Source organism: Nonomuraea rhodomycinica (assembly GCF_013363995.1).
Classification (GTDB): domain Bacteria; phylum Actinomycetota; class Actinomycetes; order Streptosporangiales; family Streptosporangiaceae; genus Nonomuraea; species Nonomuraea rhodomycinica.
The window spans coordinates 1-14,147 of the sequence record NZ_JABWGO010000017.1 but is presented as its reverse complement, the minus strand read 5'-3'; the positions used below and the strand labels follow the sequence as shown (position 1 = coordinate 14,147).

The window sequence follows — 14,147 nt, the reverse complement described above, 5'->3', positions numbered from 1 at the left end:
GACCACTCACCTGACCGGTTGGCCTCTTCCCGGCCCGGGGCCGCGGTGATCTGGACAGGGGTGCACACGGCCTTTCTCGACGTGACGATCCAGCTCGCGACAGCGGCCCCGCCCATGCCCGACCTCGGCGCGTGGGAGCCTCGACGACGAGGCGCGCCGGCAGGTCTGCCCAGAGGTGTATCTGATCACCATCTGGCCCGTCGACGTCGGACCCGACGCCGCCGCCCGATATCAGGAGACGGCCCGCGACGAACCACCGAGCAGGTCCGACCGGATTCTCGCCTGGGCCAGGGAACAGGCGATGAACGAGCCGGGCCGGCCGGCACGCCCGGTCAGGCGGGGAGGTCGGCCACGCGGGAGGCGATCCGGCCGAACAGGTCGCCGATCGTGGTCAGCGCGGCGGCATGCAGGACGTCGGCCGGGATCGGCGTGCCGTCCGGGCCCGCCAAGGGCCGGGTCGCACAGGCCTCGGCCACGACCGTCGGCCGGTAGCCGAGGTTGAACGCGCCCTGAGCGGTGAACTGGACGCACATGTGGGTCATGAAGCCCGCCAGCACCAGGTCCGGCCCGGCGTCCAGCCGGCGCAGCGTCTCCAGCAGGTCGGTCTCGTGGAAGGAGTTCGGGAAACGCTTCACCACGACCGGTTCGCCGTCGCTGGGCGCGACGGGCGTGGCGATCTGCCCGATCTCGGCACGGATGTCGTACGGGGTGCCTTCGCCGCCGTCGTTGACGACGTGCACCACGGGGGTGCCCGCCGCGCGGGCCCGCTCCAGCAGGCGGGCGGCGGCGTCCAGGGCGCGGCCGGCGTCCGGGAGCGCCATGACGCCGGTGCGGTAGGTGTTCTGGAAATCGATCATGATCAGGGTGCCGGTGGACAGCGCCGGCAGCGCGCCCTCCAGGCCGATCACGTCGCGCAGGGTCGTCGAAACAGTCATCTCGTCCTCCTGGATTTTCGGCATGCCCGGCCGGGATCGCCGGGAAGCGGGGCAGGGTGAAGCCGCCGGCCGGGCAGGCCGGGGCAGGGAAAGAGCGGTCAGGCGGCGGTGCGGAAGCGTCGCCGGTAGGCCGCCGGGGTGGTGCCGAGCCGTCGCCGGAACGCCCGGTGCAGCGTCTCCACCGAGCCCAGCCCGCACGCGGCGGCGACCTGGCCGAGCGGCTCGTCGGTGCCCTCCAGCAGCCGCCGGGCCGCCTCCACCCGAGCCGCCTCCACGTAGGCGGCCGGGGTGACGCCGGTCTCCTTGCGGAAGACCCGGGCGAAGTGCCGTTCGCTGAGACACATCCGTTCGGCGAGGGCCGCCGCCGACAGGTCGGCGGCCAGGTTCGTGGTGATCCACGACCGCAGCTCGCCGATGTCGCGGCGCTCGCCCGGGGCCAGCCACAGCGGGACGCTGAACTGGCTCTGCCCGCCCGGCCGCTTGAGGTACATCACCAGGTGCCGGGCGACCGCCAGCGCGAGCCGTTCGCCGTGGTCCTCGGCGACCAGGGCGAGCGCGAGGTCCATGCACGCGGTGATGCCCGCGCCCGTCCAGACGTTCCCCGACCGCACGTAGATCGGGTCGGGGTCCACGGTGACGTCGGGATGGTCGGCGGCCAGCCGGTCGGCGGTGGCCCAGTGCGTGGTCGCCGTCCGGCCCGACAGCAGCCCGGCGGCGGCCAGCAGGTGCGCGCCGACGCACACCGAGGCGACCCGGCCGGCGTGCCGGGCGGTCTCGGCGATCCAGCCGACCAGGGCCGGGTCGATCACCGGCCTGCCGCGACCGTCCACCGCGCCGGGCACCACGAGGGTGTCCACCCGCTCGCCGACCTGGTCGAACGACAGGTCGGTGGCGAGCCGGACCCCGGCGCTGGTATGCACCTGGCCGCCGTCCGGCCCGGCGAGGAGCACCTGGTAGGGCGTCCCGCCGGACATCTCCCGGTTCGCGACCGCGAACACTTCCGCGGGCCCGGTGACGTCGAGGAGATCGACGTCGGGGAACACGGCGACGACGACACGGTGCGGAGCGGACATGCGTTCATTGTCACCGGTGGCGGCGCGTGGCCGCCATGACGGTGTTCTGTCACATCCGGACACCGCCGGCTCAGGGGGCGGAAGCGACGCGTTCGGCAGCGAGGCCAGGAAACGTAAGATCACCTGAGTGAGCCGGAGGAGGTCATGGTGAACCGCCTGGGATGGGCGCTGGCGGCCGTCAGCGCCCTGCTGACCGCAGGGTGCGCCCGGCAGGCACACTGGTATCCCATCGAGTCCGCCGCCGTCAGCACCGGGGGTCGCACGATAACCGCCATGATCATCACCGGCAGGCCGGGCCCCGACGGGAGGTTCTGCGTGCGGGTCACCGATACGGAGATGTCGGAAACCTCGGAGCAGGTCGTCCTGGGTATCGAGGTTCGCGACGACTGTGAGTCGATCTTCCCCTGGGAGGGCGGAGGTGTGTCGACGAACTTCGGCTTTCCGCGCACATATCAGTTCCACCTCAAGGAGCCGCTTTCCCGACGCCGCCTGGTGGATCAGGCGACGCGGCAGGAGATCGCCATTCTGTAGAACCGGGAAGGGCCGCCAGGTCGCCGATCGTCCGGGAAAGCGGGTGGCCTGCCGCAGAAATTCGGCATGGAGCCGTGCGACGGTGTCATCTGCCGGATCGGCGGGCGTCGGAACTCCTGCAGGATTCATCGCATTGTGGTCGAATTGGCGCGGAACGCCCGCGGCGGCATCGCCGGCACCGTGGTGGATCTGGCTGCGCAGTACGCCCAATTCGTCGCGTGGATGTCACTCGACATCGACGACCAGGCCGCCGCGCTCGCCTGGTACGACCGCGCCCACGACTGGGCATGGGAGATCGGCGACGTCAACATAGCGACCACCACGCTCAGCATGAAGGCCCATCAGGCATGGAGCGCCGGCAACGCCCGCCGGACCATCCGGCTGGCCGAAGCCGCGCGTCTGCACGCCGGACGGGTGACTCCCGGCGTACGCGGCATGGCCACCCAAATGGCGGCCCGAGGGCACGCGCTGGCCGGAGAGGCCTGTCCGGCGCGCACGCTCCTGGACGAGACGGAAGCCCTGATCCGCCGAGCCGCCGAGCACGCCGACGGCGAACCGGCGTGGATGTATTTCTACGACGAGACATGGTTCCGGCTGCAGCGCGGCATGACCGAGCTGCAGCTGTCGAACTGGCCCAAGGCCACCGACTTGCTGACGGCCGGACTGGCGAGCCTGCCGACGTCCTACAGACGCGACCGCGCGTGGTACGGCTCCTGCCTGGTCAGGGCGTACGCGGAGGCCGGGGACGCACGGACTGCCCTGGACGTGGGGCTCCCGATCGTCGACGATGCCGTCAAGCTGAACCGCCATGCCCACAAGGAACTCGTGGATGTGCGGACACTCCTCCGAAGTCGTCGTTCGGCGCACGTGGAGACGGTGGCGGAGGCACTCACGACCGCGCGCCGATCAACGGCCTGAACAGCGCGGATATCTGGCCGTGATCTCGCCGGTCGTGATGTGCCCGTGCTGCGCCGACGGTGACGCCTTCTGGTGATTGCCCCGGCATGCGCTTGCCGCCGCAGCTCGCCCACGCTCGGGGGCCCGGGGGTCGGGAGACCCCCGGCAAGGGGGTGTGGGGGAGCTCGGCTCCCCCACTGTCACAGCCCGAGCCTCGTCGCGCGAAGCGCGTTCCATGCGAGGACCGCGCTTCGAGTCCCCTCGCAGCCCGAGCCCCGTACGAGGACCGTGCTTTGAGAGCCCTCTACGCCCGAGGTCAGCGGTCCTCGAAGGAGGACGGGACCATGACGCGGACCCCGTTCGGCACCACCCGCAGCCGGATCGGCGTGCGCAGCCGCACCTCGCCGTCCACATCCGCCGCCATCGGCGGGTCCGTCTCCAGCAGCATCTCGCGCCCGACCACGAACGGCCCGCCGGCGAGGCTGCGCCAGCGGCCCGTCGTGGCGCGTGCCAGCGTCTCACCGAGCAGCCGCAGCTTCTTGCCGGACCCGAGCTGGTAGGCCACCAGCATGCCGTTGTCGATGCTGATGTCCTTGGCGACCTGCCAGCCGCCGTGGAAGCGGCCGTTGGCGATGTTGAGCTGGTGGGTGAGCAGTTCGTGCCGCTTGCCGTCGGCCGTGATGTAGGCCCGGAACGGCCGGTGGCCCGGCAGGATCGTCAGAGCCGTGAGCGGGTACGCGGGACGGCCCAGGACGCGCTTGAGCCACGGCTTGACCTTGCCCGCCACCTCGACCGACACGCCGAAGCTGGCCAGGTTGGCGAACGGCCGGTCGTCGGCCATGCCGAGGTCGATGTCGGCGACCTTGCCCGTGTCGAACACCCGGATCGCGCCCGCGAGGTCGAGCGGCAGGCCCAGGCTGCGGGCGAAGTTGTTGGTGGTGCCCAGCGGCAGCACGCCGAGCGCGACGTCGCGGTGGGCGACGTGGCGGACGGCGGAGGACAGCGTGCCGTCGCCGCCGCCGACGATGAGCAGGTCGGGACGGGTGGCCAGGGCGGTGTCGAGGAGTTCGCGCAGCCGCTTGGGGTTGTAGACGCCGATCTCGGCCAGCGGCTCGAAGCCGAGCTGGTGCAGCCGCTCGATCACCTCGACGTAGTGGCGCCGGCCGCGGCGGGAGCGAGTGTTGATCACCACTGCCACGCGGCGGTCCTTGCGGATCGCCTCGGTGTGCTCGGCCTTGGTGCGCAGTTCGCTCATAGTGCCCAATCGTAGGGCCGCCGGGGGGTGCCCCGGCGGCCCTGCGGATCATCGTGTGGAGATCACTTCTTGGGCGGGATCACCTGGACGACGGCGCCCAGGTTGCCCGGCAGCGGGGAGACCAGCTTGAACTGGACGCCCAGGGCCTTGCCCTCGTCGCCGGGGTTGCCGGAGCCGAGCTTGTGCCCGTCACCCATGTCCGTGCCGTACAGCTCGGTGGCGGGGGTGCCGTCGAGGTGCACGACGCGGGTGCTGTACTGCTGGTCGCCCTTGGAGGGCACCACCGTCGAGGCGTCGAAGTCGCGGTAGTACAGGTTGCCGTCCTGCACCTCCAGGCCCGGGTACCAGGTCTTGGCGTCGGTGAAGTTCGGCACGCCCTTCAGCGCGGGGACGTCCGTGCAGTACTCGCTGAACGGCTCGTCCGCGGCCTCCAGGCACTCCTTGAACGGGTACGTCTTGCCGAAGGAGAAGGCGGCGTTGGACGACTGCGAGCGGCCCTCCATGTTCTTGTGCCGGGTCGGGTCCTTGGCGGCCGCCGTGCCGGTGCGGCGCAGCGGGTCGTAGTGGGAGTCGACCACGAGCAGGCTGCCCTTGGAGCCGATGCTCGGCGGGAGCTGGAGGTTGTTGCCGATCGAGTTGTTGGTGAAGGTGGAGTCGCGGTACCAGACCAGCAGGCCGGGCGCGTTGTACTTGACCTTCTGCACCTTCCAGGCGCCGTCCCGCGAGTACGTGCTGTCGTAGGCGAACTGCAGGCCCTTGTCGAAGCCGTCGAAGTTGCGCCACTCGGCGAGGTAGAAGCGGTCGATCTGGCGGGAGCCGTTGTTGATGGTCCAGCCCTGGCCGCTGGTGTTGGTGTGGGTGCCGCCGGTCGCCTTCCAGCCGTTGGCGCCGTTCTCGACGTCGTCGCTCCACACGGCGGTGCCGCCGTTGGTGAGCTGGAAGTCGTCGGCGTGCCAGCCGCGCGGGGTGAAGGCCGCGTCGCTGTTGTAGTTCAGGCGGAGCTTGACGGTCTTGCCGGCGAACGGCGTGAGGTTGACGTAGTCGTGCCGCCAGCCGTTGGTGTTGCCGGTGAGGCCGTACTTCTTGTCGCCGAACGTCTTGAGGTTCTTGTTCGGGTCCGGGTAGCCGTCGGGCGTGCTGACTTCGTTGCCCGCCTCGTCGTACACCTTCTGCTGCGCCCAGGTCTGGCCGCCGTCGGTGGACACCTCGACGAAGCCGAAGTCCCAGTCCTGCTCGATCTCGTAGTTGTTCCACATCCAGAAGCGCACGTCGCTCCCGGCGGGGACGGGCACGTCGCGGGCCAGGGAGACGTTGGCCCACTCCTGGTCCATGCCGGACCACCACGCGTTGGCGCCGCTGTGCGGGTCGATCATCTTCAGCGGCGTGGAGGCGAGGTTGACGCGGACGCCGTCCTGGGTGAGCTTGGGCGTGCGCGACGACTGGCCGACGGTCACGAGCTTGGCGGCGTCGCCCGGGTTGAACACCTTCGGGTTGGCCCAGCCGAGCACCCACTTGTCCCAGAGGCCCATGTGGGTGGGCATCGACTGGAAGATCGGCCCGGAGTGGGAGCCGCTGGACATGAGGTCCCAGAAGTCCACGGCGCTGCTGGCCGCGCCGCTGGTGTCGTACAGGTCGGGCAGGCCGAGGTCGTGGCCGTACTCGTGGGCGAAGACGCCGACGCCGGAGTCCTCGGGCTGCACGATGTAGTTGGAGATCTTCTTGTCGGTGCCGGGCACCTTGTAGCCGCCGGCGACCGCGCTGGAGTGGGCCCAGATGGCGTAGGTGCCCTCGGCGCCGCCGTCGGCGGACTTGTCCTTGCCGGCGTGGACGAGCACGAGGTGGTCGATCACGCCGTCGGGCTCGGCGTAGTTGCCGTCGCCGTCGGCGTCGGAGACGTCCTCGAGGTCGTAGTCGGCCCACGGGAAGTTCGGCTGGGTCTGGGCCAGGACGTTGACCGCGTCGATGGCGAGCTGGCCGGCGCCGGTCGGGTTGTCGGGGTGGCCGGACATGTCCTGGGGCGCTCCACCGCAGGCGGCCGCGCCGTACCACGCCTCGGAGTGCGGGGCCTTGATCCAGCCGGCGGCCGAGCCGGTGACGGAGTAGGCGCCCTTGGACATCTCCTCGTACATCTTCTTCATCGTGAAGCCGGAGATGTCGATGCCGGGCTTGCCGTCGCGCGGGTCCTTGAGGTCGGGGCGGACGCGCTCGGTGATGCCCTGGTCGGTGTAGAGCATCTTGTTGAAGTGCTCGGTGCTGAAGTCCTTGACCCAGAACGAGTTGTTGTCCTGGTGCGGGAGCGTGGCCGGGTCAGGGATCTTGTTGTGCAGCGGGCCGTTCTTCAGGGTGCCGGGCGGCTCGACGACGCAGTCGTCGGGGGCGCTGTCCGGGGTGCGCAGCCGGTTGAAGCCGGAGAAGTCGTCGTTGGCGTTCTCGTTGAACTCGACGAGCAGCGTGAGAAGCTTGGCGGTCTTCGTCTGCTGCGCGTTCTTGAAGATGAATTCAGCGGGGTTTCGGCCCGTCTTGATGGCCTCCCGCTCGCGCGCGGCGAGGACGCGGGCGGCCGCCGGGTTGCCCTCGGTGTACTTGCGGTCGACCTTTTCCGCCGGGGACTGGGCGCGGGCGCGCCGGCTGTTCGGCGACGGCGGCTCGCCGGGCTCCGGCTCGTCCCGGGGCGGGGCGTAGTTGATGTAGTAGTCGGCCTTGGTCGGCTGGTAGACGGCCGCCGACGCCGAGGCCTGGGAGGTGGCTGCCGGGACGGTGAGCGCGGCCGCGAGCAGAGCCGCCGCGGGCATGGCTGTTAACAGGCGTTTCGTGCTGGGCACCAGGAACCCTCTCTGCCCGGGATCGCCGGGCGCATGGCCATGGGGTGTGCAATGCCGGACGTTAGAGGGTGGGTAAAGGGGACGTAAAGGGCGTTGTTGAAATGTGATGTATTTAGGACATTTCAGAATAGGAGGGTTATGGCGGTCACTCCTGCGGCGGTGTCCCGCCCCGCTCCGCGTCTTCCGCGGGCTTCTCGTGCGGGTAGTGCAGGTCGAAGGCCGGCCGTTCGGAGCGGATCGGCGGCATGAACGTGAAGTTGTGCCGCGGCGGCGGGCACGAGGTGGCCCATTCGAGGGAGTTGCCGAAGCCCCACGGGTCGTCCACCGTGATCCGCGGGGCCCGCCGGGCGGTCCTCCAGACGTTGTAGAGGAACGGCAGCGTGGAAAGCCCCAGCAGGAACGCGCCGACGGACGAGATCTCGTTCAGCGTCGTGAACCCGTCGGCGGCGCTGTAGTCGGCGTAGCGGCGCGGGAAGCCGGCCGCCCCCAGCCAGTGCTGCACGAGGAACGTCGTGTGGAAGCCGATGAACAGCGTCCAGAAGTGCACCTTGCCGAGCCGGTCGTCGAGCATCCGGCCGGTCATCTTCGGCCACCAGAAGTAGAAGCCGGCGAACATCGCGAACACGACCGTCCCGAACACCACGTAGTGGAAGTGCGCCACCACGAAATAGGTGTCACTGATGTGGAAGTCCAGCGGCGGCGAGGCCAGGATGACGCCCGTCAGGCCCCCGAGCAGGAAGGTGACCAGGAAGCCGATCGCGAACAACATCGGTGTCTGGAAGCTGATGTGGCCGCGCCACATGGTGCCGATCCAGTTGAAGAACTTCACGCCGGTCGGCATCGCGATGAGGAACGTCATGAACGAGAAGAACGGCAGCAGCACCTGACCGGTCGGGAACATGTGGTGCGCCCACACCGTCATCGACAGCCCGGCGATCGCGATCGTCGCGCCGACCAGCCCCATGTAGCCGAAGATCGGCTTGCGGGAGAAGACCGGGACGACCTCGGTGATGATCCCGAAGAACGGCAGCGCGATGATGTAGACCTCGGGATGGCCGAAGAACCAGAACAGGTGCTGCCAGATCATCGGGCCGCCGTTGGCCGCGTCGAACACGTGGGTGCCGAGCTTGCGGTCCGACTCCAGCACGAGCAGCGCGGCGGCCAGCACCGGGAACGCCATGAGCACGAGCATGCTGGTCAGCAGGACGTTCCAGGTGAAGATCGGCATGCGGAACATCGTCATCCCGGGCGCGCGCATCCCGATGATCGTGGTGATGAAGTTGACCGACCCGAGGATCGTGCCGAGGCCCGACAGCGCCAGCCCCATGATCCATAAGTCGCCGCCCATGCCCGGCGAGTAGGTCGCCGAGGCCAGCGGCGTGTAGGCGAACCAGCCGAAGTCGGCCGCGCCTCCCGGGGTGAAGAACCCCGCCGTCGCGATCAGGCTGCCGAACAGGAACAGCCAGTACGCCACCGCGTTCAGCCGCGGGAACGCCACGTCCGGCGCGCCGATCTGCAGCGGCATCACCACGTTGGCGAACCCCGCGAACAGCGGGGTGGCGAACATGAGCAGCATCGCGGTGCCGTGCATGGTGAACAGCTGGTTGTAGTGCTCCTGGGTGACGAGCTGCATGCCCGGCTGGGCCAGCTCCGCGCGCATCACCATGGCCATGACCCCGGCGACCAGGAAGAACACGAACGACGTGATCAGGTAGAGGTAGCCGATGACCTTGTGGTCGGTCGTGGACAGCCAGGAGACGACCACGGTGCCGGTGCGGCGCCGCCTCACCTGGGCGATCGAGGTCTCGCGAACAGTGGTCACGCCTGCTCCCTCCTGAGCGGAGTGATGGCCCTGCCGTACCGGACCCCCGGGTGCCCTCCATTGCACGCCACCGATCGCCCCGCGTGAAGCCCCGCAATGCGTTCGTCATGTTTCGTCCTGTCCGCCCTTCCAGATGGCGGACGGATTCCTGCTCGTGGGCCCGCGTCTTCTATCCTTCGTATCCGACCCATTCGGAGGAGAGAATCTCGTGAACGCTCAGCGCGACTACGCCGACCTCGTCCAGCGTGGCCTCTCGCTCGACCTGACCCGTGGCAAGCCGTCCCCGCGCCAGCTGGATCTCTCCAATGACATGCTCCGCCTGCCGACGAGCTTCCGCGCCGCCGACGGCACCGATGCCCGCAACTACGGCGGCCTGCAGGGCCTGCCCGAGCTGCGCGAGCTGTTCGCGCCGCTGGTGCAGGTGCCGGCGGGCCAGCTCGTCGTGGGCGGCAACTCCAGCCTGGCGCTGATGCACGACACGATCGTGCACGCGCTGCTCACCCCGGTCCCCGGCGCCGCGCGGCGGTGGGTCGAGGAGCCGAAGGTCACGTTCCTGTGCCCCGTGCCCGGCTACGACCGGCACTTCACGATCACCGAGCGGTTCGGCATCACGATGGTGCCCGTCCCGATGAACGCCGACGGCCCCGACATGGACGTGGTCGAGCGGCTGGTCGCCACCGACGCGAGCGTCAAGGGCATGTGGTGCGTGCCCAAGTACAGCAACCCGTCCGGCGTCACCTACAGCGCCGAGACGGTGCGCAGGCTGGCCGCCATGCCGGCCGCCGCGCCCGACTTCCGCATCTTCTGGGACAACGCCTACGCGGTGCACCACCTCACCGACGCCCCCGCCGAGCTGGCCGACCTGCTGGCGCTGGCCGCCGAGCACGGCAACCCCGACCGCGTGTTCGTCTACGCCTCCACCTCCAAGGTGACGCTGGCGGGCAGCGGCGTGTCGTTCTTCGGCTCCTCCCCCGCCAACGTCGAGTGGTTCCTGCACAACACCTCCAAGCAGTCGATCGGCCCCGACAAGGTCAACCAGCTGCGGCACGTGGAGTTCCTGCGCGACCCCGAGGGCGTCGCCGCGCACATGCGCCGCCACGCCGAGCTCATCTGGCCCAAGTTCGAGCTGGTCGACCGGGTGCTGGCCAAGGAGCTGGGCGACCTGGGCACCTGGAGCAGCCCCGTCGGCGGCTACTTCATCAGCCTGGAGGTGCCGCACGCCGCCGAGGTGGTGGCCAGGGCCAAGGCGGCGGGCATCGCGCTCACCCCGGCCGGCTCCACCCACCCCTACGGCAAGGACCCCGACGACCGCTTCATCCGCATCGCGCCGACCTTCCCGGGGCTCGACGAGCTGGAGCAGGCCATCACGGGGCTCGCCGTGTGCGCCCGCCTGGTCGCCGACGAGCACGCCTGACCGGCGCCACGCAGGACGGCTTCAGGAGCGGCCGGCGCGCCTGAAGCCGAAGATGTAGTCGCGCGTCTCGCTCGGATGGACCGAGACGCCGACGCCGGGCTCGAAGACGGCGTTGTCGCGCGCGCAGTAACGCAGGCGCTCCCACACCTGGAGCGCCTGCTCGCGCGCGGGCTCCTCGGCCCGGTCGCGCCGGCGGGCGCCGTACGAGCCGAGCACCTGGAGCAGGCCGAACCCCCAGAACAGGCCGGTGAGGCAGAACGGCGCGAGCAGCACCTCGCCCCACCCCGAGTCCTTGCCCATGGCGATCACCAGCGACACCACCAGGTGCACGAGGGCGGCCACCCCGAGCAGGATGTAGCCCTGGTTGCGCACCCACGGCGCGTACTGGCGGCTGGGGAAGGACATCCACACGGCGAGCTGGGTGCGGCTCATCTGGTGCTTGGTCGCGCCGAGCGACACGGCCGTCGGCAGGTCGGCGATCTCGCGCTCGCCGGGCAGCCGCACGCGTCCGATGCGGTACGTGGTCCCCGCCGCCACGGCGCCCGGCACGGAGACGACCTGGTCAGCCTGGGAACACACCGGACACGTCACTTCCACCCGGGCAGTCTGGCCGTAAGCGTCGATACGCGCAAACCGTAAGGTTCTTCATGTGAGACCCATCGATGCCTTGGTCGACGCCCTTCCCGCCGGGCGTGTCGTGACCGATCCCGACGTGGCCGACTCCTACGCGCGCGACCGCACGTTCGTCGAGCCCGGCAAGCCCCTCGGCGTGGTGCTGGCCGCCACCCGCGACGACGTCGTCACCACGATGCGCTGGGCGAGCGAGCACCGCGTCCCCGTCGTGCCGCGCGGCGCGGGCACCGGCCTGGCGGGGGCGGCCACGGCGACCGACGGCGCGGTCGTGCTGTCCCTCGCCCGCATGACGGCGATCAGGGAGCTGTCCCCCGCCGACGAGATCGCCGTGGTGGAGCCCGGCGTGATCACCGCCGACCTCGACCGGGCCGCCCGGGAGCACGGGCTCATGTACGCGCCGGACCCGTCGTCGTACGAGATCTCCACGATCGGCGGCAACCTGGCGACCAACGCGGGCGGGCTGCGCTGCGTCAAGTACGGCGTGACGCGCGACTCGGCGCTCGGCCTGGAGGTGGTGCTGGCCGACGGGCGGATCCTCACCACCGGCCGCCGCACCATGAAGGGCGTCACCGGCTACGACCTGACCGGGCTGTTCGTCGGCTCGGAGGGCACGCTCGGCGTCATCACCTCGGCCACGGTGCGGCTGCGGCGCGCACCGGACCGGCCGCCGGCGACGTTCGCCGCCGAGTTCGGCTCGCTGCGCGACGCGGGCGCCGCCGTGGCGGCCATCATGGCGGCCGGCTGCCAGCCGTCGCTGATGGAGCTGATGGACCGGGCGACGCTGGAGGCCATCGACGAGTGGCGCAACATCGGCCTGGAGCCGGGGACGAACGCCATGCTCATCGGCCAGTCCGACGCCTCCGACAGCCAGGCCGTGGTCGAGCGCATGGAGGCGCTGTGCGTGGCGAACGGCGCCTCGTTCGTGGCCGTCTCCTCCAGCCCGCAGGAGGCCGAGGAGCTGATCGCCGTGCGCCGGATGGCCTACCACGCCGGTGAGCGGCTCGGCGCGTGCCTGGTGGAGGACGTGTGCGTGCCCCGCTCGGCGCTGCCCGAGATGGTCGGCGCGGTCGAGGCGGCGGCGGCCAGGCACGAGGCGAGGATCCTCACGGTCGCGCACGCCGGCGACGGCAACCTGCACCCGGTGTTCGTCTTCGAGCACGGCCTGACCGAGCCGCCGGCGAACGTGTGGGCGGCGGCCGACGAGGTGTTCACCCGGGCGCTGGAGCTCGGCGGCACGCTGACCGGCGAGCACGGGGTCGGCCTGCTCAAGCGCCGGTGGCTGGCGCTGGAGTCCGGGCCGCTCACGCAGGAGGTGCAGCAGGGGATCAAGGCGGTGTTCGACCCGTTGGGCATCCTCAACCCGGGCAAGGCCATCTAGCCCTGCTCCTCCCCTGACGCCGGGCATGACGGCGAGCGTGGTCCTGGCCACAATCCGCACACAAGCGCTGACATGAGACGACAAATCGTGAAAGAAATGTCAAGGCCGGGCCACGCACCAAGCATCACGCTGGTAGCGTTCTGCCCCAGTTGTCATGAAGTCATGCGTGGTCATGGGGGTCCAACGTGAATCCGTACCAGCCGTTGGCGGCGGACGATCCGCGACGGCTGGGGGCCTACGAGCTCCTCGGCCGTCTCGGCGAGGGCGGCCAGGGCGTCGTCTATCTGGGACGTGACGAATCCGGCGAGCAGGTGGCGGTCAAGCTCCTGCACCACGCCGCGGTCGCCGACCCCGAGGCCCGCAGCCGCTTCCTGCGCGAGGTCGCCGTGGCGCAGCGGGTGGCCCGGTTCTGCACCGCGCCCGTGCTCCACGCCGACCTCGAGGGCAGCCGGCCGTACATCGTCAGTGAGTTCGTGCCCGGCCCGTCGCTGCGCGAGCTCGTCCTCAACGAGGGGCCGCGCCGGGGGGCCGCCCTGGAGCGGCTCGCGATCAGTACGGCGACCGCGCTGGCGGCCATCCACCGGGCGGGGATCCTGCACCGCGACTTCAAGCCCGCCAACGTGCTCATGGGCCCCGAGGGGCCGGTCGTGATCGACTTCGGCATCGCGCGGGCGCTCGACTCGCCCGGGGCGACGGCCACCGGCATGGCCATGGGCACGCCCTCGTACCTCGCTCCGGAGCAGCTCAGCGGCGGCGTGGTGTCCGAGGCCGCGGACGTGTTCGCGTGGGGCGTCACCATGGTGTTCGCCGCGACGGGCGCGCCGGCGTTCGGCGCCGACTCCATCCCCGTCGTGATGAACCGCATCCTGCACGAGGAGCCGCAGCTCGGCGGGATGGACGGGACGCTCGGCGAGCTGGTCGCCCTGTGCCTGTCCAAGGACCCGGCGGTGCGGCCGAGCGCGGACGAGCTGATCGTACGGCTCACGGGGCAGCCCGCGCCGAAGGCGGCGATCGAGCCGGTGACGGGCGGCCAGGCGATCCCGGGCCAGGCGGTCGCCGACGGCCAGGCCCCCTACTCCGGCCCGCACCAGACGGGCGCGCATCTCCCCAACGCGGCGCAGCAGCCCGGCGGTCACCCCGGCGCGCAGCCTGCCGCGGGCGGGCAGCACCCCGGCATGCCTCAGGCGGTCGCCGGCGGGCAGCACCCGGGCGCGGCCCAGCAGGGCCCCCAGCCCGGCGCCCAGCACCCCGGCATGCCGCAGCCCGGCGCCCAGCAGCACCCCGGTATGCCCCAGCCCGGTGCCCAGCACCCCGGCATGCCCCAGGCCGCCGCGGGCGGCGCCGGCGCCCACCCCGCCGGACCGGGCGCGGGCGGGCAGGCGCCCTG

Annotated in this window: 11 protein-coding genes; 5 read left to right on the top strand and 6 right to left on the bottom strand. The window is 70.8% G+C overall.

Annotated features, from left to right (window positions below; all coding sequences use genetic code 11):
- Positions 1–332: 332 nt before the first annotated feature.
- Both HT134_RS41360 and HT134_RS41355 read right to left on the bottom strand, forming a co-directional pair.
- Positions 333–935, bottom strand: coding sequence for a cysteine hydrolase family protein (locus tag HT134_RS41360; protein WP_175605973.1), 603 nt, complete (start codon positions 933–935; stop codon positions 333–335).
- Between the two features lie 98 nt (positions 936–1,033).
- Positions 1,034–2,008 carry a GlxA family transcriptional regulator gene (locus HT134_RS41355; RefSeq protein ID WP_175605972.1) on the bottom strand — a complete coding sequence of 325 codons (975 nt, stop codon included), beginning with the start codon at positions 2,006–2,008 and terminating at the stop codon, positions 1,034–1,036.
- Between the two features lie 144 nt (positions 2,009–2,152).
- On the opposite strand from HT134_RS41355, the gene HT134_RS41350 reads away from it, so the two are divergent.
- Both HT134_RS41350 and HT134_RS41345 read left to right on the top strand, forming a co-directional pair.
- Positions 2,153–2,539, top strand: coding sequence for a hypothetical protein (locus tag HT134_RS41350; protein ID WP_175605971.1), 387 nt, complete (start codon positions 2,153–2,155; stop codon positions 2,537–2,539).
- Between the two features lie 66 nt (positions 2,540–2,605).
- A complete protein-coding gene (locus HT134_RS41345; protein ID WP_175605970.1) occupies positions 2,606–3,457 on the top strand; it encodes an NsdA family TPR-like regulatory protein in 852 nt (283 codons plus the stop codon).
- Positions 3,458–3,752: 295 nt separating this feature from the next.
- Here HT134_RS41345 and HT134_RS41340 read toward each other — a convergent pair whose 3' ends face one another.
- The 3 genes from HT134_RS41340 to ctaD all read right to left on the bottom strand — a co-directional run bounded on the left by HT134_RS41340 (position 3,753) and on the right by ctaD (position 9,335).
- The gene (locus HT134_RS41340) at positions 3,753–4,691 is read right to left on the bottom strand and encodes a diacylglycerol/lipid kinase family protein (protein ID WP_175605969.1); all 939 of its coding nucleotides are present in this window, start codon (positions 4,689–4,691) and stop codon (positions 3,753–3,755) included.
- A gap of 62 nt (positions 4,692–4,753) precedes the next feature.
- Positions 4,754–7,483 (bottom strand): immune inhibitor A domain-containing protein, encoded by a 2,730-nt coding sequence (locus tag HT134_RS41335; RefSeq protein WP_175605968.1) that lies wholly within the window; start codon positions 7,481–7,483, stop codon positions 4,754–4,756.
- A 175-nt stretch (positions 7,484–7,658) separates the two neighbouring features.
- A complete protein-coding gene (gene ctaD / locus HT134_RS41330) occupies positions 7,659–9,335 on the bottom strand; it encodes an aa3-type cytochrome oxidase subunit I (protein ID WP_175605967.1) in 1,677 nt (558 codons plus the stop codon).
- 208 nt (positions 9,336–9,543) lie between these two features.
- Here ctaD and HT134_RS41325 point away from each other — a divergent pair, with 208 nt between their 5' ends.
- A complete protein-coding gene (locus HT134_RS41325; protein WP_312888829.1) occupies positions 9,544–10,749 on the top strand; it encodes an aspartate aminotransferase type Ic in 1,206 nt (401 codons plus the stop codon).
- Positions 10,750–10,770: 21 nt separating this feature from the next.
- Here the strand turns inward: HT134_RS41325 and HT134_RS41320 are convergent, their stop codons facing one another.
- A complete protein-coding gene (locus tag HT134_RS41320) occupies positions 10,771–11,346 on the bottom strand; it encodes a hypothetical protein (protein ID WP_175605965.1) in 576 nt (191 codons plus the stop codon).
- Positions 11,347–11,398: 52 nt separating this feature from the next.
- On the opposite strand from HT134_RS41320, the gene HT134_RS41315 reads away from it, so the two are divergent.
- Positions 11,399–12,760 carry an FAD-binding oxidoreductase gene (locus HT134_RS41315; protein WP_312888827.1) on the top strand — a complete coding sequence of 454 codons (1,362 nt, stop codon included), beginning with the start codon at positions 11,399–11,401 and terminating at the stop codon, positions 12,758–12,760.
- Between the two features lie 185 nt (positions 12,761–12,945).
- On the top strand, positions 12,946–14,147 hold a 1,202-nt coding region (locus HT134_RS47395), incomplete at its 3' end, for a serine/threonine-protein kinase (protein WP_312888826.1).